Source organism: Arthrobacter sp. 2762 (genome assembly GCF_040548745.1).
Taxonomy (GTDB): domain Bacteria; phylum Actinomycetota; class Actinomycetes; order Actinomycetales; family Micrococcaceae; genus Arthrobacter.
The window spans coordinates 174031-196691 of the sequence record NZ_JBEPSI010000006.1; the positions used below are offsets into that span (position 1 = coordinate 174031).

A 22661-nucleotide genomic window follows, 5' to 3' on the forward strand; every position below is an offset into this window, starting at 1 on the left:
TTGGGCCCCTCTCCAAAGACACTAAGGACGGCGCCTACCCATGCACGCTGACCAACAGCTTTCAAAGTCCCTGAAGCCACGACACCTCTCCATGATCGCCATCGCCGGCGTGATTGGTGCCGGGCTCTTTGTGGGCTCCGGTGCCGCCATCCAACAGGCTGGTCCAGGCATCCTTGTTGCCTACCTGGCCGCTGGCCTGGTGGTCATCCTCGTCATGCGAATGCTTGGCGAGATGGCTGCTGCCAACCCGGAGACAGGCTCCTTCTCCACCTACGCGGACAAGGCGTTGGGCCGCTGGGCGGGATTCAGCATCGGCTGGCTCTACGCGTGGTTCTGGATCATCGTGCTCGGCATTGAGGCAACCGCAGGCGCTGCCATCATGCATCGGTGGGTTCCAGGCGTCGACCAGTGGGTTTGGGCATTGGTTCTCATGGTGCTTCTGACACTTACCAACCTTGGCTCCGTGAAGTCGTACGGCGAGTTCGAATTCTGGTTCGCGTCCATCAAGGTGGCCGCAATCGTCATCTTCCTGCTCGCAGGCATTGCAGCGATCCTTGGCCTGATCCCGGGCGTTTCCGCTCCGGGCGTCGCCAACCTCCTGGATCAGGGCGGTTTCATGCCCAACGGTCCCGGCGCCGTCCTGGCTGGCATCCTCGTAGTGGTCTTCTCGTTCTTCGGTGCCGAGATTGCCACCATCGCCGCGGGCGAGTCCGAAAACCCCGTGGACGCCGTCAAGAAGGCCGTGAAGTCCACCGTATGGCGCATCTTGATCTTCTACATCGGCTCCATTGCCATTGTGGTCACGCTCCTGCCGTGGAACAGCGCTTCAGTTGCCAAGAGCCCGTACGTTGCCGTGATCGAGCTTTACGGAATCCCGGGTGCCGGCACCATCATGGACATCGTGGTCCTCACATCGGTTCTCTCGTGCCTGAACTCGGGCCTGTACACAGCAAGCCGCATGCTCTTCTCGCTCTCGCAGCGTGGCGACGCCCCTAAATCCTGGATGAAGATTTCCAAGCGCGGCGTTCCTGCGGCAGCAGTACTGGCCTCCACCGTGGTCGGGTTCATCACCGTTGGCCTGAACTACGTCGCTCCGGACACCGTGTTCCTGTTCCTCGTCAACACGTCCGGCGCCATCGCCTTGTTCGTCTGGCTGGTCATCGCCACTTCACAGCTCATCCTCCGCCGCCGGATGGGCGCGGCCGCCAAGGACCTCGACCTCAAGATGTGGTTCTTCCCGTACCTTACGTGGATCGCGATTGGAAGCATCGTTGCGCTCATCATCGGCATGGTGATCCTTGAGTCCACGCGAGAATCGCTCTTCCTCTCGCTGGCTCTGGCTGCGGTTGTCGTCGCCATCGGCGTATTCCGATACCGCAAGCGCGGGACGCCGTCCGCGCCGGTGGGTGATGGGGAAGCCGAGCGTGTGACGTTGGGTTCCGGTCCGGCGTCGTAAGCGTCCTTTTCGTCCGGGGCAGCCGCCGTCAGTGTTCGACGGCGGCTGCCCCGTTTGCGGTTAAGGCACCTCAACGGGGAGGTACTGGATGGGCCCGGGGCATTGTGCGCCCGTGGTGTCCGGAACGCCCGGTATCGCAGGGATGTCGAAGACGGCGTCCCGCTGGCGTTTGCCTGCCTCCTTGACCACAACGCGGACCTTGGCCACCACGCTAGGCGGGGACGCTGATTGTCCTGCAGGTAGATACGGAGGCTCCTGAGGGACGAGCCAGCGGCCATCCGTCTGCTGCTGGACGGGCCGCGGCATGCAGCCGTCCCCAAAACATACCTGGACGCGGCTTGGCGTTGAAGCTATCTTCAGCTCGATCGGCGTGGCGTTCCCAATGGCAGGGCACACGCGCGACTTGTCCACCGCGAACCACACCACTCCGCCGATCGCGCCCACCAGAATGATCGCCGCAACCCAAATCAGCCGGGGCCTCATGGCAAGTAGCCTACGCCTGGGCACGCCGCCGGGAACTGAGCGTCGGGCGGTATGGGCTATTGGGCCAGGCCAATGACGAGGTTGATGGTGACGGCCAGGATGACGGTGCCGAACAGGTAGGAAAGCAGACTGTGTTTTAAGGCCTCAAGCCGGATCCTGTGGTTGCCAAGGTTGGTGTCTGAGACCTGATACGTCATGCCCAGGCTGGTGGCCAGGTAGGCGAAATCCGTGTACTGCGGTGGCCGATCCTGGTTGAAGCTGATGCCACCAACTCCACCACCGGCGTCGGCTTCAGGGCTGTAATAGAGCTCGGCGTAGCGCAGGGTGAAGAGCGTTTGGACCAGCATCCAGGACAGGGCTACGCACGCCAGGGAGAGCGCGGCCGAGTAGAAGCGCGTGTCCGTTCCTTCAGTGTGCGAGTTGACGATCACCGCGGCAGCGGCGGCGATGCTGGCCAGGTTTGCGATAAGGATCAGTACGTCGGTGACCCCACGGGACGGGTCCTCGGAGGTCGCGTGTTGCTGGGTCTCGGCGGGATCCATCCGCGCTATCACCAGCCACACCCAGGCAACATAGATCAGCGCGGCCGTTGCCCAGCCCACGGCCGGGGCATCAACCCAACTGCCTGCGACGCCCGTGACCACGAAGGCTGCGGCGCCGGCTGCCACCATGACAACGAAACGCAACCGGCTGCGCCTGACTCTTACGTTGTTCATGGTCACTAATCACCGATGCCCGTGTTGCTGCGTTTCTTGTCAGCCTGAAGGATGCCATCCCGTACGCCCGAGCGGACCACGAAATAGAGGGCGTAGAGGAAGATCGCTGCGAAAACGACTGTGAGGATCAGGGAGTTCAGTGCATCCATGCCCCCACCCTAGCCCGGGTTCCCCTTTTGATCCGGGACGCAGGAATCCACGAAATGGGCATCCTCGTGTTAGTGTCTTTGTCGCTGTTACGGAGAAAAACGAAACACTGTTTCTTCGAATCACCCTGCGCGGGTGGCGGAATGGCAGACGCGCTAGCTTGAGGTGCTAGTCCTCGAAAGGGGGTGGGGGTTCAAGTCCCCCTCCGCGCACAGGAAACCCCTGGAAGATCGCTGATCTTCCAGGGGTTTTGTCGTTTCCATCGTCCGTCAGCTTCCTGTAGCGCACAGGTTATCCACATGCGGCAACTGGCAGGTTTCGGTCCAGGACCCCACCGAATAGCTTTGAGTGCAGGAGATGCACTAAGATATTGAAGTCTGTGTTGCGCCCTCCTTCCGAGTCTTCGGCGGGGGAGCGAGCCACAGCATCGCAAATGAACCTCCTGTTACGGAAATACCGTAACCGCTTAGCCCAAAGGAGGTGGGTTCACATATGCGTCCTTACGAATTGATGGTAATCATCGACCCCGAGGTCGAAGAGCGTACCGTAGAGCCGTCGCTTCAGAAGTTCCTCAATGTCATCACCACCGATGGTGGAACCATCGAAAAGGTTGACATCTGGGGCCGTCGCCGTCTGGCATACGACATCAAGAAGAAGTCCGAAGGTATCTACGCAGTGGTGAACTTCACCGCTGAGCCGGCTACCGCCAAGGAACTTGACCGCCAGCTGTCTCTTAACGAGACGATCATGCGCACCAAGATCATCCGCCCCGAAGACCAGAAGGTCGTTGCTGAGTAATCAGCCCCTTCCAGATCTTTACACCGCAGGAACGAACAAGGAGGCAGTAGATGGCAGGCGAAACCACTATTACGGTCATCGGTAATCTCACCAATGACCCGGAGCTGCGGTTCACCCCGTCTGGCTCAGCAGTAGCGAACTTCACCATCGCTTCTACTCCCCGGACCTTTGACCGCCAGTCGAATGAGTGGAAGGACGGGGAAACCCTGTTCCTCCGCGCTTCCGTCTGGCGCGAAGCAGCCGAGAACGTGGCCGAGTCCCTCACCAAGGGCATGCGCGTCATTGTCTCCGGCCGTTTGAAGAGCCGTTCTTACGAAACCAAAGAAGGCGAGAAGCGCACCGTTATCGAGCTTGAGGTCGATGAAATCGGCCCGAGCCTGCGTTACGCAAACGCCAAAGTCAACCGTACCCAGCGCTCCGGTGGCCAGTTCGGCGCCGGAAACGGTGGCCAGGGTGGCTTCGGTGGCGGTAACGCCGGTGGCTTTGGAGGAGGTGCAGCAGCTGGCGCAAGCCAGGGCGGCAACTCCGGTGGAAACTGGGGCGGCAACCAGCCCGCACAGCAGGATGACCCTTGGGCTACGCCCGGTGTCAGCAATGCTGGCGGCTGGGGCAACGGCCCGGATTCCGAACCTCCCTTCTAAACACCAAGAAAAAGTCCGACGCCGGAACCCGCCGGGGCTGCCGCAAGGCATCCGGGCGACTACCGCCGTCGAACACCACCATCCCGTGGATCAATATCCACGGGCTCCATAGAAAAGGAGCTCCACGATGGCTAAGGCTGAACTCCGTAAGCCCAAACCAAAGTCCAACCCCTTGAAGGCCGCTGACATCACTGTCATCGACTACAAGGACGTAGCACTGCTGCGCAAGTTCATCTCCGACCGCGGAAAGATCCGCGCTCGTCGCGTTACTGGCGTTACCGTTCAGGAACAGCGCAAGATCGCCCAGGCAATCAAGAACGCCCGCGAAGTTGCTCTGCTGCCTTACTCCGGCGCTGGCCGCGGCTAAGGGAAGGGATTAACTAACATGGCAAAGCTCATTCTGACCCACGAAGTAACCGGTCTCGGTGCTGCTGGCGACGTTGTCGAGGTCAAGGACGGTTACGCACGTAACTTCCTGCTGCCCCGCGGCTTCGCTCTGACCTGGACCAAGGGTGGCGAGAAGCAGGTTGAGTCCATCAAGGCTGCCCGCGCTGCTCGTGCCCACGCTTCTGTTGAAGCTGCACAGGCACAGGCTCAGGCTCTGTCCTCGAAGAAGGTCAAGCTCGAGGTGAAGGCCGGCGAGTCCGGTCGTCTCTTCGGCACCGTCAAGCCTGCTGATGTCGCTGCTGCTGTTGAGGCCGCTGGTCTCGGCGCCATCGACAAGCGCAACGTTGAACTGCCGAACCACATCAAGTCTGTCGGTTCGTACCAGGCCAACGTTCGCCTGCACGAGGATGTTTCCGCTGTTATCGACCTTGAGGTCGTTGCAGGGAAGTAGTCTCTGACTGCTTAGAAGGACCCCCACAGCCGGTTTCCGGTGGTGGGGGTCTTTTTGCTTATGAGGACGGTGTGTGGAGCTCCGACATGACGTGTTGGTAGCCCGTCCGGATCATCTCTGCGAGGATCTCCCGGTCCACGTCGTCCAGCCTATTGATGTATAAACATGCGGCTCCCGTCTTGTGCTTGCCCAATTCCGGGAGGAGACGGTCGGCATCGGGGCCGTACGTGAGGCCATAGAGTGCCAGGTTCGCCTTGCGCGGTGAGAAACCGACGGCGGCAGAGTCACCTTCCCGTCCGCTCTCGTATTTGTAGTGGTAGCTGCCGAAGCCCACGATGGTGGGCCCCCACATCACGCCTTCCTGGCCAGTGATCTCCTGCATCATCCTCCGCAGTTCCAACCCATCGGCGCGCCGGCCGGGGTGCTCCACGGAGGACAGGAATTCATCCACGGACATGCTTGTGGGCTGGGTCTTGTTCTCTGCCATGCGCGTAGTCTTGCAGACGCACGACCGGCCAGCCACCCAGTGATAGCCTGCAGCGGTGACTTCAGAATCCTTGCGTATCCGCCCCTTCCACCAGGTCGACGTCTTCTCGGCCCAGCCGTATCGCGGTAATCCCCTCGCAGTTGTGGTTGATGCAGAGGGACTGAGCAGCGAGACAATGCAGCACTTCGCCAACTGGACCAACCTCTCCGAGACCACCTTTCTTCTCCCTCCAACTGATCCGCGTGCCGATTACCGTGTGCGCATCTTCACGGGCAGCGAGGAGTTCCCGTTCGCTGGGCACCCAACGCTTGGTTCCGCACACACCTGGTTGCAGGCCGGGGGAGAGCCCAAGATGGACGGCGTTCTGGTCCAGGAATGTGGCGCAGGCTTGGTCCGGGTGAAGCACGACGCCGGAAGGCTGGCTTTTGCTGCACCACCACTGACCCGCTTCGAAGCAGTGGACGCTGCCGTTCGTTCCCAGCTGGCAGCCGGTCTTAGGCTCCCGGAGGATTCCTTGCTGGACGCATCATGGCTGGTGAACGGCCCAGAATGGGTTGGTGTCCTGCTTGAGTCTGCGGAACAAGTCCTGTCCATCGAACCGGATCTGGTGGCGATGGGTGACCTCAAGGTCGGGGTAATTGGCCCGCACGAGCCCGGTTCCGACGTCGACTTTGAGGTGCGCACCTTCATTCCCGGCGACGCCATGGTGGAGGATCCGGTGACAGGCAGTTTCAACGCGGGTGCAGCGCAGTGGCTGATCGGCAGCGGCCGGGCCCCTGAAGAATACGTGGCTGCCCAGGGCACGGCACTGGGCAGGGCGGGTCGCATCCATGTGAAGGCCGCGGACGGTGACATCTGGATCGGCGGGGCATCGGCTACATGCATCCAGGGCACCGTACTGCTGTAGCTCTACCGGCCCGGGGATTGGCGTCACCTCCGGCGAGCGTTTAGCGTGAGACTTATGTCAGCATCAGATGCTTCCGCGAAGGCCAACGGCAACCCTTTGCTTGTCCTTGGCAAGATCACGTCCATCCTGGACGCCTTTTCCCTCTCGAAGCCGGTACTGCAGCTGAGTGACATTCGCGAGTACACCGGGATGCCGACATCCACGGTGCAGCGTCTCGTCACCAACCTGACAACCCAAGGATTCCTGGACCGGGAGGGCGACGCGTACCGCATTGGCATGCGGATGGCCTATTGGGCGGCTCCGGCCACCCGTGGCATGGAAGTGGTGGACATCCTCAGCCCGCCGCTCAAGACGTTGCGCGATACTACCGGTGAGACTGCGTGCTTCTTCAAAGCAGAACAGCACTACCGCGTGTGCGTCGCCATGGCAGATACCCGTCACGCGCTCCGCCGCGAGATGCACCTTGGAAAGATTATCCCGCTTCATGCGGGTTCGGCGGGCAGGGTGCTGCTTGCTTGGTCTCCTGAATTGATGGAGGCTGTCCTTCGCGACCCGTTGGAGCCCATTACCGACTATACGATCACCAGCTCCGAGGAATTGGAGGTCGCCGTCAAGAAGACTCGGGCCGATGGCTTTGCGATCACTGTAGGGGAGCGGGAAGACGGTGCGTCCGGGCTCTCGGCGCCGGTGTTCGATTCAGCAGCTGCTCTGGTGGGTGCAGTCACCATCAGCGGGCCTACATTGCGGATGCCGCTGGAAACGTGCCAGGCGTGGGTGGAACCTTTGCTCGCGACTGCGGAACATATGACCAGACTCATTGGTGGGCGGTTCCCGGGGGAGTCATAGGGGCTGGTAAGGGCGAATGGGCAGTAACCAAACGGGCATACACACGAGGAGCACATTATGGATTCTGCACGGACTTTTGAAGCGATCGCCATTATTTTCAATCCCAACAGCACGGGTAATGCGCCCGAACTGGCTGAGCAATTGCAGGTCAAGCTCAAGGACATGCTCCCCTACGCGCCAGACATCACCCTCCAGCCCACTGAACACGCTGGACATGCTGTGGAGTTGGCCAGGACGGCGGCGGCAAAGGGAGACGACGTCCTTGTTGTTTCTGTGAGCGGTGATGGTGGCTATAACGAGGTTGTCAACGGAGTGATGCAGGCGGGAAACCCGCAAGCGGTGTGTGCGGTCATGGCCGCGGGCAACGCCAATGACCACCGTCGGATCACGGGAACCAAACCCTTGGAAGAAGCTATTGCTGAGGGCCACGTCCGGAAAATTGACCTCCTGAGCATTCACACGGGTCAAAAAGAAGGCGAGCCTTTGGGGTACGCGCACTCCTACATCGGCTTCGGCCTCACACCTGTCGTGGCCACCGAACTCGAAAAGGGCAGTAAGGGAGCCCTGACTGAGATGGTCTCGGTCATCAAGACTTTCTCAAAGTTTGAGCCCTTCGCCATTCGCACCTCCGATGGCAAACGCCGGAAATTCGACAGCCTGGTTTTCGCCAACATCCCCGAAATGGCTAAGTATGCCACGCTCAGTGAGGCCGAAGACCACCCTTCTGACGGAAAATTCGAAGTTATCGTCTTTCCACACATGCCCAAATGGCGTGTGCTGCTGACCGCCCTCCGCGCAACCACCCAAGGCCTGGGCGATCAGCCAAGCGTGAGCAGCTACGAATTCACTACACTCAAGCCCCTGCCGTACCAGATGGACGGTGAAGTGAAGACGGTGGAAGCCAATGTGAAAGTCAGGGTGGAATGCGCTCCGGCCGCTCTGGCTACGTTGGGCTAAGAAGGGACCGTCACTGCGAGCACTGACGAATAGAAACGCCCTAAGGAGCGGCTCCATCACAGGCCGCCGTCACGAAGTCGTAGATACGCCCACGCAACTCATTCGGTGCTGCAACTTTCAGTACGCCTTCCCGTGCACCCACCGAGATCCTCAGCGGCAACAACGTTCCCACCTTGTCCTCGGCCACCGCATGCGGGTCGCAGCGCGCCGGACGGATCGTCAAGGGCACCTCCTTCGGGGCCGCGCCGGACGATATCGCGATGTCCCGCGGCCAAGGATCCGCGGGCGATTCGGCCAGCAGGGTGGTTCCGGCGATGGAGTTAATCGTGAGCTTTTGTGGCGACTGACCGGGAGTGCCCGCAGGGGTAATGACAAGACGCACGACGGCGGTTTGACCATCCGGGGCCACCTCAAGATCGGGGTCCAAGACGATGGCAGCTACGGCGGCAGAGTCGGCTGCCAAGCACAGCTCGTCGGCGTTTCGGGGCAGGACGTTGAACGGATCCTGCGCCTCAACCGAGGTTTCTGCGGGCCCCTTAGCTGGCTCCGAATATTGAACGATGGCCTTGAGGGGTTCATCAGGCGACTGCTTGCAATGCGGCGCAGGCAAAGTGGCGGGAAGGCTTTTGGGCTGCCGGGGCGGTAGCTCCAGGAAGCCGCCTGTTGGCTCCCAGATGATGTCTTTCTCAAACAACGGGGAGTTCAGCCGCGCACCGCTCACGGTAACGGGAGAGTCTGTGGTGTTGGTGAGCTGTATAAGGATGGCTTGCTTGCCGTATTGATCCCGGGATTGATTAACCTCCACGGAGATGGGCTGTGCTTCGGAGTTGGTGGGCTGGGGGGAACCTTCACATGACGCCAGCAGCAGCATGGACATCAGAGCCACGCATGCCCACCAATAACGCCACTCCCTGCTCACCATGCCAACAGTGTAGGCGGCCTATGGCGGACAATTTATAAGCATGCTTAGCTTAGTCTCACGGCAGATGCCGAAGGCGCACAGAAGGGAACTCCATGTCCACCGTTACCCAGCTGTTCAAGTCTTCTGCCGCCGACGTCTGGAACGTCATCGCCGACGGCTGGCTTTACTCCGGGTGGGTTGTTGGCGCCTCGAGGATCCGCGCGGTGGATGACCAGTGGCCACAGGTCGGTTCCAAACTCCATCACTCCGTGGGAGCCTGGCCGCTCCTCCTCAACGACAGCACCAGCGTCACCGCCGTCGAACCTGGCCGGAGCCTGGAACTCTTAGCCCGTGGCTGGCCCGTAGGTGAAGCAAAGGTCCGCATCACTTTGGAGGACCTGGGTGGCAACCAGTGCCGCGTCTCTATGGCCGAAGACGCGATCCGGGGCCCGGGCAAGGTGGTGCCAAAGGTACTCAGGGATCCCATGATCACCGTCCGCAACCGCGAAACTCTACGTCGTCTGGAGCTGATGGCGGCTGGCGGAGCGGGGAAGCCCAGCTAGAGCCCTGCAACAGCGGGGTAGCTGCATAGCCGAGCCGCCGGCGTCGTGAATTCCTGCTGCGATGGCGGCCGCAACCTCAGCTGCCGTGTATTTGCCCTTGAAACTGTCCGGGGAGACCAGAATGCTCATGCTCTGGCCAGCGGATTGACCAGATGTGGCGGTAACTGATCCTCCGCGATAGCGATCGCGTTGAGGGCGCTCAGCCTGGCCATTTCGGCGCGGACGGGGACAGTTGCGCTGCCGACATGCGGCAGGAGGACAGTGTTTGGGAGTTCGGCGAGGCCGGGAGCGAGCCTCGGCTCGTCCTCGAACACATCCAAGCCAGCCCCGGCAATAATTCCGTTGCGCAAGGCTTCCACCAAAGCGGCCTCGTCCACCACAGGACCGCGGGCGGTGTTAATGAGGATGGCGTCGGGCTTCATGCGAGCCAACACGTCCGCATCCACCAAGTACCTGGTCTGCTCGTTGAGCGGTACGTGCAAGGAGAGAAAGTCGCTGCGCTCTACCAGCTCGTCCCAAGGCACTTGCCGGACCTTGCCCGCGAATTCCCCGAGCTCCTCGCGGCTGACCGGACGATCGCTGGGTGGCCGCGGCGCGAAGAGCACCTCCATGCCAAAGCCCAGGGCCCGACGAGCCACGGCGCGGGCGATCCTGCCGAATCCGGCAAGCCCAAGTACCGCGCCGGAAACGTCCCGGCCAAGCATGAACTCCGGCTCCCACCCGAGGAACTTTCCCTCTCGCACCAGCTTGTCCGCCTCCACAACCCGTCGGGCGGTTCCGAGAATGAGCAACATGGCAATGTCCGCCGTCGCATCCGTGAGGACGCCGGGCGTATTTCCGACGAGGATGCCGTGCCGGGTGGCGGCATCGATGTCGATGTTGTTGTACCCCACCGCGAAATTGGAGACGCCCTTTACCCGCGCCTCGGTCAGCAGTGGCTCGTCGATGACGTCGCGTAACTGGGTGAGGACCACGTCGTAGTCTCCCGAAGCGCACAGGCTTGAAAGCGTCGCGTAATCAGGCGGCTCGGGAAGGACGGTGACCTGACCGGCGTCGGAAAGCAATTGCGGTCCCGGGTCAGGGATGGCGGTGGTGACAAGGAAATGGTTCCCCATAGTCAGTTACTCCCTGTGGAGGAGGGGATGACCCAGTCAAAGGCTGCCGCCCTGGAGCGCGCGCCTTGGGCTGCCTTTGAACGGTTGGGTTCGCCCAGCTCTGCCAGCAGCTTCTCAGACAGGACCACAAGTTCCCCAAAAACATCCGGCGTCAGCCATTCGGGACGTGTGGCAAACAGGATGTCCTCGCTGGAAGTGTTGCCGCTCGCGCCCGGGGCGAAGGGGCAGCCACCCAGACCGCCCAAAGCGCCGTCCACCATTGCAGCGCCCGCCTGGATTGCGGCGAGCGTATTGGCGACGCCCAAGCCCCAGGTGTCGTGACCGTGATAGACGATGCGCCGGGCAGGGGATTCATCCCGCACGCGTGTGATCAGGCCAGACACCTGGGCAGGAACGGCCTGCCCCAAGGTGTCGCAGATGACGATGTCCGTAGTGCCTTCCGCCCGGGGATCGTTGGCAATGGCCAGGATGCGCTCCTCCGGAACGTAGCCTTCGAAAGGACAGGTGAAGGACGTCGCGATGCACAACTGAATCTGACCATTCACTGCACGCGCGTACTCAATGGCCTCAGGCAAAGCGGTCAGGCTCTCGTCCGTGGTCCGGCCGATGTTCGCCTTGTTGTGTGAATCCGAAGCAGACAGGCAGTACTGGAAATTCCGCGCGCCTGCAGCTGATGCCTTGGCAACATGGCCGGGTGTCGCTACCCAGATCCAGCACTTTTCGAGTTCCTCGGGCGTGAGGGCCTCGACCACTTCGAGAGTGTTGGCCATGGTGGGGACGAGGTCCGCGCGCGCCATGGATCCGAGCTCGATCGCCGGGACGCCCAGGCGCAGCAGCTCACGGACTGTTTCGATCTTTTGCTCCGTTGGCAGGAGTTTTCCGGTGAGCTGCAGCCCGTCCCGCAAGGTGACGTCCCTCAGGATGACACTGCCCAAGGTCGTGGCGTGGGTGCTTTCAAAGCCGTTCATGGTCGGAGAGCCTCCTCGCGGCCGGAAGCCGCATCGATTTGGGCAGCATCCAAGTGAAGGAGCCCGCCAAGGATTTCTTCAGTGTTTTCACCGAGGTCCGGTCCCAGGTTGCGGATGGGCAGGGACTGGTCCCCGATCACGGGCACGATGCCCGGGAAACCTACTCCTGGGAGGACCTCCTCGCCGGTGGAAACGTCGAACTTCTGGATCATGTTGCGGGCCGCGTACTGGCTGTCCGTGCTGATGTCTGCGGCTGTGTAGATGGGCCCGGCGGGAACTCCGGCATCCTCCAGGGCGGCCAACGCTTCAGACGCGGTCAGCTGCCCGGTCCACTCGCCGATTGCCTGGTCCAGTTCCTCGCGGCTCGCCCAGCGCCCGGCATTTGTCTGCAGCGCTGGGTCCTCGGCCAAGTCCGGCCGGCCGATGGTCTGCATGTACCGCTGGAAGATCGAGTCGCCATTTCCGGCTACGACAATGCTGGCGCCGTCCTTACACACGTACGCATTCGAGGGCGCAATGCCTTCCATCCGGCCACCCACGCGCTGCCGGTCCACGCCGTAGGCCTGATAGTCAGGAATCAGCGATTCCATCATGGAGAACATCGCCTCATTCAGCGCGACGTCGATGATGCGCTCGGCGAGGGGAACAGCGCCGGCCGAGTTCCGGCGTCGTGCTTCACGCTGGTAAAGACTCATCATGGAGCCGAACGCGGCGTAAAGCCCCGCGATCGAGTCTCCGATGGAGACGCCCACGCGCACCGGAGCGCGGTCCGGGTCACCTACCAGGTTGCGGAAACCGCTATAGGCCTCGGCGACGGCGGCAAACCCCGGCCGCTCGGACAGCGGACCTGTCTGTCCAAAGGCAGAGACGCGGGTGACGATGAGGTCCGGATTGGCTTGGTTGAGGACCTCCGGACCGAGACCCCACTTCTCCAGCGTTCCGGGGCGGAAGTTCTCAAGCAGGATGTCCGACTTGGCAACCAGGGCAAGAACAGCCTGCTTCCCGGCCTCGGTACGGAGATCCAGGACCACGGACTTCTTGTTGCGGTTCAGCGTGCGGTAGAGCATCGACGTGTTGCCCTTGTGGAGGCGCCAGTTGCGGAGCTCGTCGCCAGTGCCTGGACGCTCGACCTTGATGACTTCAGCGCCAAAATCGGCGAGCAGCCTGCCAGCCGTGGGAGCGGCGATGTAATTGCCGAGTTCGAGGACTCGGACGCCGTCCAACGGTGCGATTGTTTGGTGTGTCATGGTCTTCTCTCGTGCGTGCTTGGTGATGGGACGGTTGGCGGGGCGCTTAGAACAGCAGGCTCATGGGCAGGATCAGCAGGATCGCGACCACCGAGGCTACCGAAACTCCCACGGTGACCGATTTCAATGCACCCCTCACACTCTGGCCCAAAAGGGACTGCAGGAGCCAGAACGTGTTGCTGGTGACGTGAACCATGAAGAGCGATCCGGCGCCGGCGGCGAGGGCCAGCAGCACGGGATCAAGTCCAATCGCGGGCGCGATGGGTGCCAGCAGCCCGGCGGCCGTAATGGCGGACAGGGTGACGGAGCCGACGGCGATGTGCAGCATTGCGGCGATGGCCCAGACCACCAGCAGCGGGGCTACGGTGCTCGCTGAAAAGAAGCCACCAAGGATATCGCCGAGGCCGGCCGCCTTCACGGTGGCCGCCAGGGATCCGCCCACTCCGGTGAGGATCAGGATCTGCCCGCTTTCCTTGAAGCCGACAGCAATGGCCTCTTCAACTTTTTTCTGGCCAATGGACGCACGGGTTACAAGGCAGGTGCCGATCAGCCCGATGAGAAGGGCGATGACAGGTTCGCCAAGCAGCTGGAGCCAGGCGAGATCGATCTTGAAAATCTGGAGGATGGCACCCGCGCCGATGAGGATCAGGGAAGTCAGGAGCGGGGCAAAGAGCATGATCAGCGGTTTCTCTTTGCTCTCGCGTTCGGCAACAACCACTGCACCCTTGGTTGGCTGGGTGTTGGAGCCGGCGCCGGAGTTGCTGGCGGTATCTGTTCCGGGGAGGGAGCCGCTTATGGGTTCCTCGCCCTCGCTGTCTTCCTCGGCCACGAAGGTGTGGTCCTCGTCCTTGGCTTCATTCCAGAAACCGCGGCGGAAGAGGAACGTCATGATGGCAATGGAAATGACGATGGTGGGAATCACCAGCAGCAGGCCGAAGAGCAGCATCTTGCCGAGCGGGACGTTGAGGAGGCCGGCCAAAGCCAGCGAAGCCACACCGGGCACAGTAAAGACAATGCCGCATTCCAGTGCGATAGCCATGGCGGTTGCCATGCGTGCCGTTCCCAGTTTTCCGATTTTGGGAGCCAGCTTGCGGGCAAGCGGGGCTGAGATAACCAGGAGGACATCCAGGAAGATGGACTGGAGGAGCGTACCTATCGCGAGGCCCATCGTGTACGGCAGGCGTTTGGGGCCGAAGGTCTTGAGGAGATGCTCCACCAGGCGCCGGATAGCACCGCTCTGGTTGAGGATGGAGCCCATCAAAACACCGAAGGCGATGAGCAGGCCTACATCCACCATGATCTCGCCGAAGCCGGACGTGATGGTCTTGACGGTCTCTTCGACGCCGAGGCCGACCGCCAGGCCTAAATACACGGAGGCGATGACCAGGGAAATGACGGGATTGACTCTGAAGCGGACGATCAGCACAACGGCGGCCAGGACCGCTACAGCTGTGTTGATCAGAACAGCAATGTCTGACATGGGAATCCGATCGTTGGGCCTTCCACTTTGAAGGCTTGGAATTGATGCGATCCGCGTGAGGCAGGCCACATCGCTAATCCCATATTATGAGTTTGAACTCATATTGCAAGCCCTGCAGCAAATTGGACTGTGCCAATTGCTCGCTGCGCTGGATGGGTGCTCAAGGCGGGCCGAATGGGGATGGAGGTTCCGGCGTCGTGGGTTGGGCCAAAACGCACTACCGGGACCATTCCGACGGGCCTGCGCGTGCGGGCTGTTACCTCGGCGGAATCACGGTCGCCCGGCTTTTTCGGCGCCATGGCGTGGCGGCGGCGCTGACAGAGGCAAGGCTGCTGTGGATCTGGGAGCGGGCGGATTCGGCCTGGTATGTGGTCAACTCCCGCAATCAAGCGTCGCTCGCCCTCCACCAGCCTTGGGCTTTGAGGGTGTGGCCCACGGTCCCGGATTTCACACGGTAACGTTTCGACGGCGGCGAGGGACTGTTGCGCACGGCGTCGCGTCCGAAGGCCTAAGACGGGGACGCGGGTGATTTTCAGTGCCCTGCCCTTCGTGATGCAGCTCCGGCGACTTAGCATGGTCCACAGATACACCGACTGGGGGAGTGTGTAATGGGGCCACTGGAATCGACTCAAGCCAACATGACTGGCGCGGCATCAGCCCGGACAGGGGCGGGGGGCGATTCCCCTTTAGGTCCCGGTCCCCGGGCAGCTTTGCGGGCCAAGCGACGGCGGCCTTCCCGACTGAGGAAACTGGACCTGGCAATCATCCTGGTCCTGATCATCCTTCTCGCCCTTTCCGCTACTCCCTGGCCATCCGCCATGTTGATTCGCAGCGTTTTTGAGCGCGGAGCGCAGTCCACCATTGACGAGATGGAACCATACGTCCCGGACACTCCATTGCAGGAGCGCGCCGGTGTCGTTTACAAGCCTGGCTCTGCCTTTGACGTTTTCAGCCCCGCGGGGACCACCGCTGCGCTCCCGACCATTGTTTGGATTCATGGCGGTGCGTGGATCTCCGGGGCTCAAGGCGATGTGGAACCCTATCTCCGGATTCTTGCCGCTGAGGGATACACGACCATTGGGGTGAGCTACCCGATCGCACCGGAGGCCGTCTATCCCACGGCCGTACGGGACATTAACGATGCCCTTGGTTATATCAAGGCGCACGCCACTGAACTGAATGTGGACACCACCCGGATTGTCCTGGCCGGCGATTCTGCAGGAGCGCAGTTGGCCAGCCAAATGACCACTCTCACTGTTAACCCTGAGTATGCGAAGCTGATGGGGATCGAACCCGCGCTCCAGAAATCGGACCTTGCCGCTACCATCCTGCATTGCGGTGTGTATGACCTCCGGGCCATGGCGGACCTTAATGGCCTGGTTGCGTGGGGCTTCAAAACCTCGCTGTGGGCATATACGGGAACGAAGGACTGGTCCTCCACATATGCGGGCAGCACCATGTCCACCATTGATTTTGTGACCAAGGATTTCCCGCCGACCTTCATCAGTGGCGGGAATGGCGATGGTCTGACGTGGCTTCAGTCGGTTCCCTACAGCAATCGCCTGAAGGAGGCGGGTGTGCCGGTGACCGAATTGTTTTGGGCTGCGGACCACGACCCCGAACTGCCGCATGAGTACCAGTTCCACTTGAACTTTGCCGAGGCGCGCGATGCCAGGGACAAGACCTTCGACTTCCTGTCCACGCATGCCTCCAGAACGAATTGAGGGAAATACTGTGGACCGCTCGGAAGAACATATCGACGCCGGAGCGTTCTCGCTGCCTGAAGCCATGACTGGCAGGGCAAGCCCCGCGAAGGCGGCAGTTGGCGACAAGCCCGTCTTCGCCTACATCGCCAGCCTTCCGCAACCACAGCGTGGCGTCGCCGAAGCCATCGATGCGCTGGCCGCGAGGACACTGCCGGGCCTCCAACGTTCCGTGAAATGGGGCATGGCGTATTACGGCGTCGGCGACGGCTGGTGCTTCAGCTGCGGTGGCTTCGCTGGCCACGTCAAACTCATGTTTATCAATGGCGTGACACTTCAGCCCGTGCCGCCGGTGACGCCCGTGGGAATGGGCAAAGCGACGCGGGGTGTGGAGCTCGAATCCGTGGAGGACATCGACGAAGACCAAATCGCGACGTGGATGAAACAGGTCACGTCCGTCCCAGGTGTTGGAGGCAAGAAGCGGTGATGGATACCCTGCGGGAATAGTTTGTGATGCTCCCTCGTTCAGTCATTTAGATGCATATGCATGTATGCTGGAATGAACGAGCAACAGGAGAATGCCATGGAAACCCGCCGCATCACAGTCCTTTCCGCCGGACTCGGCGTCCCGTCGTCGAGCCGTCTGCTGGCGGACCAACTGGCCGCTTCCGCCGAGCGGCAGCTGCGGGCGGCAGGCTACGAAGCGAGGATCGACGTCGTCGAACTTCGAGACCTGGCCGTGGACATCGCCAACAACTTCGTCACCGGTTACGCTGCTCCGCGCCTCGCAGAGGTGATTACCGGGGTCGAGGATTCCGACGGCATCATCGCCGTCAGCCCTGTTTTCAGCGCGTCCTACAGTGGCCTCTTCAAGTCCTTCATCGACGTCCTGGACCCCAAGTCCCTCGACGGCAAAGCCGTACTGCTTGGCGCCACCGGCGGCACCGACCGCCACCAGATGGTCCTGGACTACGCCATGCGTCCGCTGTTCAGCTACCTGCGGACCCGGGTTGCGTCCACCGGCGTCTTCGCCGGGCCCCAGGACTGGGGAAACGACGACGGCGGCTCGCCCCTCTCGGCCCGCGTAGACCGGGCTGCCGGTGAACTCGTGCAACTGCTCAGCGGCCGCCAGCCCGGGCGCAAGGCCCCAGCGCTGGAGTCGCTGCCATTCGAACAGCTGCTGGCCGGTATCTCAGCTGGCAGGTAGGCCCATGTCGCTGGAGTCGTGGAAGTAGGCGCATTGCGACTCCTGTGTCTTTCGCGCCTGGCGACTCGACGTAAGGGACCACGGGGGATAAACGCGGAAACCGCGCTTCCCACCGGTGCCTTTGACGGAAACTATGCCGTGACTGATCATGGCCGACCGTGGAAACACGAAGTGACCGGACTTCTCCCCTTCCCTTACTGAGACCACCAAGGTGTCGGCGTCGTCGGCGGTAGGGTGGTCCGCCGGGAAAGGTTCCGTACCTCCGTCAGGCGATCGCCGCCACACGGCGACGAAGAGGCCCACCTTCGTTGGCGTGAGCTTGCCGACCCGGAACCGAATTGACGCCCTGCCACTGGTGGCGATGGCGGCTCCATACTCTGCATTGTGGGCCTCGGGCGTGGGCCGGGAGCACTCCCTCCCAAGCAGTTTGATGAGCCGCTCTGCTTCGGCCAGGTCCGGATGAATCATCCGTTCAGTATGCACGGGCCTTCCAACTCTTGGAGTTTCGGTGTCGGTAAGACCGAACTATTCGCAGGGTCCGGTCGTTGGGGCAAGCATGAAGTGTCCTCTGGATTCCATTGACCTGGTGATGAGCGAACGAAGCGGCGTGGAGATTGACTACTGCCCGCAGTGCAGGGGTGTATGGCTGGATCGCGGTGAGCTGGACAAGATTATTGATCGCGTCGCCGCCGAAACCATGCCCGCCCCTGCCAGGCAGGCGCCGGCACCCCAGCAGCCTCCGATCGCGCCGCCGCCCATCTACAACCCCTTTGAATCGCGCCCACAACAGCCGCGCTATGATGACCGCGGCGATCGCCGCGACTATGACCGCCGGGGTGACGATGACCGGCGCGACGAGTATGGCCGCAAACGGAAGAAGAAGGAAGGATTCCTGGGTGACCTGTTCGACTTTTAGTCGCGCTTATTCGTCCAGGAGTTCGATGAATTCACGGGCCTGTTTGATGGTGATGTCCGAGTGGCGTGTCAGGGCCAGAGCCGCGCCCTCCACATCACCGCTTTTTGCCAAAGTCCGGATTCGTCCATAGATCTCGTCGTTGAGCATGTTGCTGCTCACCTCTCGGGTCACGTCGCCCTTGCTGACGATGGCCCGGTACCGGTACGGGAAGCGCTCGGGCTCGTCGTCGTCCTCCGACAAGAGATCTTTGGGCTGCGCCTCTGGCGTGAAGGGCTGCGGGTGGGAGGCCAGAGCGCCGACGGCGTCACGCGACGCCCGTAGCCCCTCCCCGGTGGCCTGCAGATACAGTTTGATCGCTGCCATGCCCTGGCCCTGGGCAATGAGCGAGTAGAGCCGCCTATGCTGTTCCTCGTTCAGCTTCGCAGCCGATTCTTTGGCGAGCTGAACCGGATCCTTGGGGGAGTTGGCTGCAGCTACGCCAGCCTTCGTCTCGGCCGAACGCTTGCTAAAGGAACGCATCAGCAGCAATACGCCCGCAATGACCGCGATCAAAATCATGAGCGGGACAAACAAGGAATCCATGGCGTGGTCAGAGCCGATCTACGTAGTTCTTAGCAGTGAGTAAGTCTGAATGGGTGGCCTGGCGGAAGACTTTGATGGCTTCTATCTTGCGCCCGCCGCGAACCAGGTTCTGCAACTCAAAGGCGAGCTGCGGATTGAGCTGTCCATTGGGAAGCACCGCAGGCTGATGCCCCGCCTGGGCGCCTGCCGTCCTGGCGGCTTGGGCCTGATGGGCGGCCCGGCTTTGTTCTGTCTGCTGGGTGTGCTGGGCCTCGTTCTGGCTTGGCTTGGTGGAAGCCTCGATCTTGGCCCGGGCAGCAAGCGCAGCCTGAACTTGTGAAGCTTGATGCGCTGCGGAACGGGCCGCAAGTTCATGTTGATAGCGCTCGGCATCGGAAAGGCCAGTGTCGCGCGGTTTGAAGGCCGCTGAAAGCGCCCACAGCAGGCCCAGGAGGACAATTAGCGGAAGGGCAATCATCAGCACGTCACCAAAGTTCATCCCCATGCTTAGAGCTTATGCCAGAACTTGGTTATCCACAGCACATTCCAGTCTCGGCATAGACTTCTGAGAGGACAGTGTCAAATTAAGGCCCGGTTTGTAAGATGCATCACATTTGCGGCATGTTTAGCATGGATTTCAGGCCTTGGTGACCAACTGGTCCAGCTGGGTCTGTGGATGATTTTCCACCAAAACTTTCTTTGCTCCACAGGCTGTGATGAATGTTTCCGCAGGTCAGGCCATAGTTACTGCAAAAAGAATTTCTCTATCCACAGGGTAACGCACAGACTGTGCACAACGTGGGGGCGGTATTCCACAGGTTATCCACATGTGCACTTGACAGTGGACTTTGCGCCCGGACTTAGCACCGCTAACGTGGCTCGGGTACCTGTTTCAGTATGGAATTTACCCTCTCAGTGACCTTCAGGCAGCCGCGCGCAAACATGCCTGGGGAGACTTCTGTGGATAAATTGTGGAAATTGGGGAAAGCCGAAAATTGTCGGACCCCCATGGATATAACAGGAGCACTCGGCTGGTCCGGAGGCTCGGGCAATCCATCCCAGGTCCACCTGCGCTTTACGCACCACTGAGGGACTAACTCTCGCAGCGGTACACAAATGGAGGACGGCTTTGTCAGTTACGCACTTGGACTCAATCGAGGGCTCACGCGCTTCGGATTCGAGCCGGAAACCTCCGCAGGACATCCCCGCTGAGCAGTCAGTTCTGGGCGGCATGATGTTGTCCAAGGACGCCATCGCCGATGTCGTGGAAATCGTTCGCGGTCACGACTTCTACCGTCCGGCGCACGAGACGATTTACGAGTCCATCATTGACCTCTATGGCCGTGGCGAACCCGCCGACGCTGTAACGGTCTCCGATGAACTGACCAAGCGCGGTGAGATCAACAGGATCGGCGGACCGGCCTACCTGCACGAGCTCATCCAAACTGTGCCAACGGCAGCCAACGCCGGTTACTACGCCGAGATCGTGGCAGAGCGCGCAGTGTTGCGCCGCCTCGTGAACGCAGGCACCAAGATTGTCCAGATGGGCTACGGCCAGGACGGCGAGGTGGAAGACCTCGTCAACCAGGCACAGGCCGAGGTCTATGCGGTTGCTGAAAAGCGCACAGCCGAAGATTACGTGGCGTTGAAGGACGTCATGGAGTCCACCGTGGATGAGATCGAAGCTTCCGGGCATCGCGGCGAAGGCATGGTGGGCGTTCCCACCGGTTTCTACGAGCTTGACGAGCTGACCCACGGCCTCCACCCGGGCCAGATGATTGTTATCGCTGCCCGTCCTGCTGTCGGTAAGTCCACTTTTGCGCTGGACTTCGCACGCTCCGCCGCCATCAAGAACAATCTGGCCACAGTCATGTTCTCCCTCGAAATGGGCCGGAACGAGATCGCGATGCGCCTGCTTTCCGCTGAAGCCACCATCGGTCTGCAGGACCTCCGAAAGGGCACCATCAAGGACGAGCAGTGGTCCAAGATTGCCACCACCATGGGCCGCATGAACGACGCCCCGCTCTTCATCGATGACAGCCCCAACATGTCACTCATGGAAATCAGGGCAAAGTGCCGCCGGCTGAAGCAGCAGCATGACCTCAAGCTCGTGATCCTGGACTACCTCCAGCTGATGAGCTCAGGTAAAAAGGTTGAGTCCCGCCAGCAGGAAGTCTCCGAGTTCTCGCGTGCACTCAAGCTGCTAGCCAAAGAACTCCAGGTTCCCGTTATTGCGCTGTCCCAGCTGAACCGTGGTTCCGAGCAGCGCCAGGACAAGCGCCCCATGGTGTCCGACCTCCGTGAATCGGGTTCAATCGAGCAGGACGCTGACATGGTCATCCTGCTCCACCGTGAAGACGTCTACGACAAAGAATCCCCCCGAGCCGGCGAGGCCGATATCCTCATCGCCAAGCACCGTAACGGTCCCACCAAAGACATTGTTGTCGCGTTCCAGGGCCACTACTCGCGCTTCGCGAACATGGCCGGCGACGCCGGTGGTGGGGGCGGGTTCTAGCTCTTCAGGCTCAGGGCCCGGCCTCCGGGAACGGGGGAGGACCGACGATTTCGATGCCGCCATTTGCCCTTCCGGATTCTGGAATCCGGTCAAAGTCCACCGCCTGAGCCTCGGCTTCCGTGCCGAGAGGTTCGCTGGCGCCGTCGTAAAAGGCCTGCGAACTGCCGGGCGTGTGGAGGCATAAAACGCGGGTTCCGTCCTGAAGAACTTTGAACGCGTGTGGCACGCCGCGGGGCGCAATGGTGACTCCGCCGGCTGCGACGCGATGCTCCTCACCGTCCATATTCATCAGGATCTCCCCGGCCAAAATGTACATGGTCTCGTCAGAGTCCGGATGCGTATGCATCGGCGTCACCTTATTGAGGGACATCTCGTCTTCAAACAGGAGGAACGCCCCTGCCGTTTCATCTGCCGTCGCTTTCCAGGTGTGGACGCCCCCACCGAAGAACCAGCGCTTGGCCCCTTCTCCAGGCTGTCGAATGATTGCGGATGCTGCCTTCTTCGTCTCCATGATGCTCGCCTCAATGCGTTGTAGGAAGACTTTATGAGACGTTGGTCTCATGACAAGACTCATGTACCATGAGGGGTATGTCAAGAGCCTACGTTGACGTTGGCCGTACCGGTCAAAAGCGCCGAACGCTGGAGGCCCTCCTCGGGGCAGCCCGTACCCTGATCGCGTCCGGCGTTTCTCCCACTGTGGACGAGGCTGCTCAAGCGGCAGGGATTCCACGGAGCACTGCTTACAGGTATTTCTCCGGGCAGCGGGAGCTTCTGGCTGCCGCCCATCCTGAAACTGCACGAACGTCGCTGCTTCCGGCATCTCCTCCCGAGGGTGTCGCGGAGCGATTGGACGCAGTGGTGGTGGAGTTCCTTCGGATTATTGTTGAAACCGAAGCCCAGCAACGCACCATGCTGCGGCTTTCGCTCGAGCAGTCAAACGGAGAAGTCAACAGCCTTCCCCTCCGGCAGGGCAGGGCAATTGGATGGATCACCGAAGCTCTGGCCCCACTGCAAAGGACGATGACCGATCAGGACATCCGTCAATTGGTCCTTGCCATCCGGAGTGCCATCGGCATCGAGTCCCTCGTCTGGCTAACCGACGTCGGCGGGCTTAGTCGTGAGGAAGCCGTCGCCTCCATGCGATGGACGGCAGGGGCCCTCTTATCCCACGCGCTCTCCAGTGGGCCCCCGGTCCGCGCATGAACTTGG

29 protein-coding genes and 1 tRNA gene are annotated in these 22661 nt (G+C 61.3%); 17 read left to right on the top strand and 13 right to left on the bottom strand.

All coding sequences use genetic code 11. The features are described from left to right. Window positions 1-40: 40 nt before the first annotated feature. A complete protein-coding gene (locus tag ABIE18_RS13095) occupies window positions 41-1456 on the top strand; it encodes an amino acid permease (RefSeq protein WP_499723207.1) in 1416 nt (471 codons plus the stop codon). Between the two features lie 60 nt (window positions 1457-1516). On the opposite strand, the gene ABIE18_RS13100 is transcribed toward ABIE18_RS13095, so the two are convergent. Genes ABIE18_RS13100 through ABIE18_RS13110 form a run of 3 tightly spaced genes read right to left on the bottom strand, consistent with a single transcriptional unit; the run spans window position 1517 to window position 2804 of the window. Then, window positions 1517-1939, bottom strand: coding sequence for a hypothetical protein (locus tag ABIE18_RS13100; RefSeq protein WP_499723208.1), 423 nt, complete (start codon window positions 1937-1939; stop codon window positions 1517-1519). Between the two features lie 56 nt (window positions 1940-1995). Continuing rightward, window positions 1996-2655 carry a DUF1345 domain-containing protein gene (locus ABIE18_RS13105; RefSeq protein ID WP_431117313.1) on the bottom strand — a complete coding sequence of 220 codons (660 nt, stop codon included), beginning with the start codon at window positions 2653-2655 and terminating at the stop codon, window positions 1996-1998. 5 nt (window positions 2656-2660) lie between these two features. Further along, on the bottom strand, window positions 2661-2804 hold the full coding sequence (locus ABIE18_RS13110; protein ID WP_499723209.1) for a DUF6019 family protein: 144 nt from the start codon (window positions 2802-2804) through the stop codon (window positions 2661-2663). Between the two features lie 127 nt (window positions 2805-2931). Between ABIE18_RS13110 and ABIE18_RS13115 the strand changes: the two genes are divergently transcribed. From ABIE18_RS13115 to rplI, 5 genes are all read left to right on the top strand, one after another. After that, window positions 2932-3014: transfer RNA gene (locus tag ABIE18_RS13115), tRNA-Leu, on the top strand. Between the two features lie 280 nt (window positions 3015-3294). Then, window positions 3295-3600: a 30S ribosomal protein S6 gene (rpsF, locus tag ABIE18_RS13120; protein WP_021473324.1), complete on the top strand. Its 306-nt coding sequence runs from the start codon at window positions 3295-3297 to the stop codon at window positions 3598-3600. Window positions 3601-3650: 50 nt separating this feature from the next. Continuing rightward, on the top strand, window positions 3651-4241 hold the full coding sequence (locus ABIE18_RS13125) for a single-stranded DNA-binding protein (protein WP_216924481.1): 591 nt from the start codon (window positions 3651-3653) through the stop codon (window positions 4239-4241). A 127-nt stretch (window positions 4242-4368) separates the two neighbouring features. After that, the gene (rpsR, locus tag ABIE18_RS13130; protein WP_003800144.1) at window positions 4369-4608 is read left to right on the top strand and encodes a 30S ribosomal protein S18; all 240 of its coding nucleotides are present in this window, start codon (window positions 4369-4371) and stop codon (window positions 4606-4608) included. Window positions 4609-4626: 18 nt separating this feature from the next. After that, window positions 4627-5079 (top strand): 50S ribosomal protein L9, encoded by a 453-nt coding sequence (rplI, locus tag ABIE18_RS13135; protein WP_223935139.1) that lies wholly within the window; start codon window positions 4627-4629, stop codon window positions 5077-5079. Between the two features lie 58 nt (window positions 5080-5137). On the opposite strand, the gene ABIE18_RS13140 is transcribed toward rplI, so the two are convergent. Further along, window positions 5138-5566, bottom strand: coding sequence for a DUF1801 domain-containing protein (locus tag ABIE18_RS13140; protein WP_499723210.1), 429 nt, complete (start codon window positions 5564-5566; stop codon window positions 5138-5140). 55 nt (window positions 5567-5621) lie between these two features. Here ABIE18_RS13140 and ABIE18_RS13145 point away from each other — a divergent pair, with 55 nt between their 5' ends. From ABIE18_RS13145 to ABIE18_RS13155, 3 genes are read left to right on the top strand one after another with little or no spacing between them, the layout of a single operon-like run. After that, window positions 5622-6473 (top strand): PhzF family phenazine biosynthesis protein, encoded by an 852-nt coding sequence (locus ABIE18_RS13145; RefSeq protein ID WP_499723211.1) that lies wholly within the window; start codon window positions 5622-5624, stop codon window positions 6471-6473. A gap of 54 nt (window positions 6474-6527) precedes the next feature. Then, window positions 6528-7319: an IclR family transcriptional regulator gene (locus tag ABIE18_RS13150; RefSeq protein ID WP_499723212.1), complete on the top strand. Its 792-nt coding sequence runs from the start codon at window positions 6528-6530 to the stop codon at window positions 7317-7319. A gap of 57 nt (window positions 7320-7376) precedes the next feature. After that, complete coding sequence (locus tag ABIE18_RS13155; RefSeq protein ID WP_499723213.1) at window positions 7377-8276, top strand: diacylglycerol/lipid kinase family protein; 900 nt, start codon at window positions 7377-7379, stop codon at window positions 8274-8276. Window positions 8277-8316: 40 nt separating this feature from the next. On the opposite strand, the gene ABIE18_RS13160 is transcribed toward ABIE18_RS13155, so the two are convergent. After that, window positions 8317-9198 (bottom strand): putative periplasmic lipoprotein, encoded by an 882-nt coding sequence (locus ABIE18_RS13160; protein WP_499723214.1) that lies wholly within the window; start codon window positions 9196-9198, stop codon window positions 8317-8319. 92 nt (window positions 9199-9290) lie between these two features. On the opposite strand from ABIE18_RS13160, the gene ABIE18_RS13165 reads away from it, so the two are divergent. Then, window positions 9291-9740: an SRPBCC family protein gene (locus ABIE18_RS13165; protein WP_499723215.1), complete on the top strand. Its 450-nt coding sequence runs from the start codon at window positions 9291-9293 to the stop codon at window positions 9738-9740. A gap of 125 nt (window positions 9741-9865) precedes the next feature. On the opposite strand, the gene ABIE18_RS13170 is transcribed toward ABIE18_RS13165, so the two are convergent. From ABIE18_RS13170 to ABIE18_RS13185, 4 genes are read right to left on the bottom strand one after another with little or no spacing between them, the layout of a single operon-like run. Continuing rightward, window positions 9866-10855, bottom strand: a complete 990-nt coding sequence (locus tag ABIE18_RS13170) for a 2-hydroxyacid dehydrogenase (RefSeq protein WP_499723216.1) — start codon at window positions 10853-10855, stop codon at window positions 9866-9868. Between the two features lie 2 nt (window positions 10856-10857). After that, complete coding sequence (locus ABIE18_RS13175) at window positions 10858-11823, bottom strand: hydroxymethylglutaryl-CoA lyase-like TIM-barrel protein (protein ID WP_499723217.1); 966 nt, start codon at window positions 11821-11823, stop codon at window positions 10858-10860. After that, on the bottom strand, window positions 11820-13070 hold the full coding sequence (locus tag ABIE18_RS13180) for a CaiB/BaiF CoA transferase family protein (protein WP_499723218.1): 1251 nt from the start codon (window positions 13068-13070) through the stop codon (window positions 11820-11822). Before ABIE18_RS13180 ends, ABIE18_RS13175 begins: the two co-directional genes overlap by 4 nt. A gap of 46 nt (window positions 13071-13116) precedes the next feature. Continuing rightward, window positions 13117-14550 (bottom strand): GntP family permease, encoded by a 1434-nt coding sequence (locus ABIE18_RS13185; protein ID WP_499723219.1) that lies wholly within the window; start codon window positions 14548-14550, stop codon window positions 13117-13119. Window positions 14551-14702: 152 nt separating this feature from the next. Here ABIE18_RS13185 and ABIE18_RS13190 point away from each other — a divergent pair, with 152 nt between their 5' ends. From ABIE18_RS13190 to ABIE18_RS13205, 4 genes are all read left to right on the top strand, one after another. After that, complete coding sequence (locus ABIE18_RS13190; RefSeq protein WP_499723220.1) at window positions 14703-15008, top strand: GNAT family N-acetyltransferase; 306 nt, start codon at window positions 14703-14705, stop codon at window positions 15006-15008. A gap of 150 nt (window positions 15009-15158) precedes the next feature. Then, on the top strand, window positions 15159-16274 hold the full coding sequence (locus tag ABIE18_RS13195; protein ID WP_499723221.1) for an alpha/beta hydrolase: 1116 nt from the start codon (window positions 15159-15161) through the stop codon (window positions 16272-16274). Window positions 16275-16284: 10 nt separating this feature from the next. After that, on the top strand, window positions 16285-16740 hold the full coding sequence (locus tag ABIE18_RS13200) for a DUF1801 domain-containing protein (RefSeq protein WP_499723222.1): 456 nt from the start codon (window positions 16285-16287) through the stop codon (window positions 16738-16740). Window positions 16741-16836: 96 nt separating this feature from the next. Next, the gene (locus tag ABIE18_RS13205) at window positions 16837-17460 is read left to right on the top strand and encodes an FMN reductase (protein ID WP_499723333.1); all 624 of its coding nucleotides are present in this window, start codon (window positions 16837-16839) and stop codon (window positions 17458-17460) included. On the opposite strand, the gene ABIE18_RS13210 is transcribed toward ABIE18_RS13205, so the two are convergent. Next, the gene (locus tag ABIE18_RS13210) at window positions 17446-17928 is read right to left on the bottom strand and encodes a MepB family protein (RefSeq protein ID WP_499723223.1); all 483 of its coding nucleotides are present in this window, start codon (window positions 17926-17928) and stop codon (window positions 17446-17448) included. The two genes, ABIE18_RS13205 and ABIE18_RS13210, sit on opposite strands and share 15 nt — an antisense overlap. Before the next feature lie 88 nt (window positions 17929-18016). On the opposite strand from ABIE18_RS13210, the gene ABIE18_RS13215 reads away from it, so the two are divergent. Beyond that, on the top strand, window positions 18017-18376 hold the full coding sequence (locus ABIE18_RS13215; RefSeq protein WP_499723224.1) for a TFIIB-type zinc ribbon-containing protein: 360 nt from the start codon (window positions 18017-18019) through the stop codon (window positions 18374-18376). Between the two features lie 6 nt (window positions 18377-18382). Here ABIE18_RS13215 and ABIE18_RS13220 read toward each other — a convergent pair whose 3' ends face one another. Continuing rightward, window positions 18383-18958 carry a hypothetical protein gene (locus ABIE18_RS13220; protein WP_499723225.1) on the bottom strand — a complete coding sequence of 192 codons (576 nt, stop codon included), beginning with the start codon at window positions 18956-18958 and terminating at the stop codon, window positions 18383-18385. Between the two features lie 7 nt (window positions 18959-18965). After that, the gene (locus ABIE18_RS13225) at window positions 18966-19436 is read right to left on the bottom strand and encodes a hypothetical protein (protein ID WP_477514315.1); all 471 of its coding nucleotides are present in this window, start codon (window positions 19434-19436) and stop codon (window positions 18966-18968) included. A 630-nt stretch (window positions 19437-20066) separates the two neighbouring features. Here ABIE18_RS13225 and dnaB point away from each other — a divergent pair. Beyond that, the gene (dnaB, locus tag ABIE18_RS13230) at window positions 20067-21452 is read left to right on the top strand and encodes a replicative DNA helicase (RefSeq protein WP_431117294.1); all 1386 of its coding nucleotides are present in this window, start codon (window positions 20067-20069) and stop codon (window positions 21450-21452) included. Between the two features lie 10 nt (window positions 21453-21462). Here the strand turns inward: dnaB and ABIE18_RS13235 are convergent, their stop codons facing one another. Next, window positions 21463-21963, bottom strand: coding sequence for a cupin domain-containing protein (locus ABIE18_RS13235; protein WP_499723226.1), 501 nt, complete (start codon window positions 21961-21963; stop codon window positions 21463-21465). 77 nt (window positions 21964-22040) lie between these two features. Here ABIE18_RS13235 and ABIE18_RS13240 point away from each other — a divergent pair, with 77 nt between their 5' ends. Further along, window positions 22041-22655, top strand: coding sequence for a TetR/AcrR family transcriptional regulator (locus ABIE18_RS13240; RefSeq protein WP_499723227.1), 615 nt, complete (start codon window positions 22041-22043; stop codon window positions 22653-22655). The last annotated feature ends 6 nt before the right edge of the window (window positions 22656-22661 follow it).

What these genes read in the sequence shown, in the direction of transcription:
- ABIE18_RS13100 (WP_499723208.1), bottom strand. Translation starts at nt 1,939, where the DNA reads ATGAGGCCCCGGCTGATTTGGGTTGCGGCGATCATTCTGGTGGGCGCG.
- ABIE18_RS13160 (WP_499723214.1), bottom strand. Translation starts at nt 9,198, where the DNA reads ATGGTGAGCAGGGAGTGGCGTTATTGGTGGGCATGCGTGGCTCTGATG.
- ABIE18_RS13205 (WP_499723333.1), top strand. Translation starts at nt 16,837, where the DNA reads ATGGAAACCCGCCGCATCACAGTCCTTTCCGCCGGACTCGGCGTCCCG.
- rplI (WP_223935139.1), top strand. Translation starts at nt 4,627, where the DNA reads ATGGCAAAGCTCATTCTGACCCACGAAGTAACCGGTCTCGGTGCTGCT.
- ABIE18_RS13150 (WP_499723212.1), top strand. Translation starts at nt 6,528, where the DNA reads ATGTCAGCATCAGATGCTTCCGCGAAGGCCAACGGCAACCCTTTGCTT.
- ABIE18_RS13190 (WP_499723220.1), top strand. Translation starts at nt 14,703, where the DNA reads ATGGGTGCTCAAGGCGGGCCGAATGGGGATGGAGGTTCCGGCGTCGTG.
- ABIE18_RS13175 (WP_499723217.1), bottom strand. Translation starts at nt 11,823, where the DNA reads ATGAACGGCTTTGAAAGCACCCACGCCACGACCTTGGGCAGTGTCATC.
- ABIE18_RS13180 (WP_499723218.1), bottom strand. Translation starts at nt 13,070, where the DNA reads ATGACACACCAAACAATCGCACCGTTGGACGGCGTCCGAGTCCTCGAA.
- rpsR (WP_003800144.1), top strand. Translation starts at nt 4,369, where the DNA reads ATGGCTAAGGCTGAACTCCGTAAGCCCAAACCAAAGTCCAACCCCTTG.
- rpsF (WP_021473324.1), top strand. Translation starts at nt 3,295, where the DNA reads ATGCGTCCTTACGAATTGATGGTAATCATCGACCCCGAGGTCGAAGAG.
- ABIE18_RS13220 (WP_499723225.1), bottom strand. Translation starts at nt 18,958, where the DNA reads ATGGATTCCTTGTTTGTCCCGCTCATGATTTTGATCGCGGTCATTGCG.
- ABIE18_RS13215 (WP_499723224.1), top strand. Translation starts at nt 18,017, where the DNA reads ATGAAGTGTCCTCTGGATTCCATTGACCTGGTGATGAGCGAACGAAGC.
- ABIE18_RS13235 (WP_499723226.1), bottom strand. Translation starts at nt 21,963, where the DNA reads ATGGAGACGAAGAAGGCAGCATCCGCAATCATTCGACAGCCTGGAGAA.
- ABIE18_RS13110 (WP_499723209.1), bottom strand. Translation starts at nt 2,804, where the DNA reads ATGGATGCACTGAACTCCCTGATCCTCACAGTCGTTTTCGCAGCGATC.
- ABIE18_RS13240 (WP_499723227.1), top strand. Translation starts at nt 22,041, where the DNA reads ATGTCAAGAGCCTACGTTGACGTTGGCCGTACCGGTCAAAAGCGCCGA.
- ABIE18_RS13155 (WP_499723213.1), top strand. Translation starts at nt 7,377, where the DNA reads ATGGATTCTGCACGGACTTTTGAAGCGATCGCCATTATTTTCAATCCC.
- ABIE18_RS13195 (WP_499723221.1), top strand. Translation starts at nt 15,159, where the DNA reads ATGGGGCCACTGGAATCGACTCAAGCCAACATGACTGGCGCGGCATCA.
- ABIE18_RS13105 (WP_431117313.1), bottom strand. Translation starts at nt 2,655, where the DNA reads ATGAACAACGTAAGAGTCAGGCGCAGCCGGTTGCGTTTCGTTGTCATG.
- ABIE18_RS13125 (WP_216924481.1), top strand. Translation starts at nt 3,651, where the DNA reads ATGGCAGGCGAAACCACTATTACGGTCATCGGTAATCTCACCAATGAC.
- ABIE18_RS13170 (WP_499723216.1), bottom strand. Translation starts at nt 10,855, where the DNA reads ATGGGGAACCATTTCCTTGTCACCACCGCCATCCCTGACCCGGGACCG.
- ABIE18_RS13140 (WP_499723210.1), bottom strand. Translation starts at nt 5,566, where the DNA reads ATGGCAGAGAACAAGACCCAGCCCACAAGCATGTCCGTGGATGAATTC.
- ABIE18_RS13095 (WP_499723207.1), top strand. Translation starts at nt 41, where the DNA reads ATGCACGCTGACCAACAGCTTTCAAAGTCCCTGAAGCCACGACACCTC.
- ABIE18_RS13165 (WP_499723215.1), top strand. Translation starts at nt 9,291, where the DNA reads ATGTCCACCGTTACCCAGCTGTTCAAGTCTTCTGCCGCCGACGTCTGG.
- ABIE18_RS13225 (WP_477514315.1), bottom strand. Translation starts at nt 19,436, where the DNA reads ATGAACTTTGGTGACGTGCTGATGATTGCCCTTCCGCTAATTGTCCTC.
- ABIE18_RS13185 (WP_499723219.1), bottom strand. Translation starts at nt 14,550, where the DNA reads ATGTCAGACATTGCTGTTCTGATCAACACAGCTGTAGCGGTCCTGGCC.
- ABIE18_RS13210 (WP_499723223.1), bottom strand. Translation starts at nt 17,928, where the DNA reads ATGATTCATCCGGACCTGGCCGAAGCAGAGCGGCTCATCAAACTGCTT.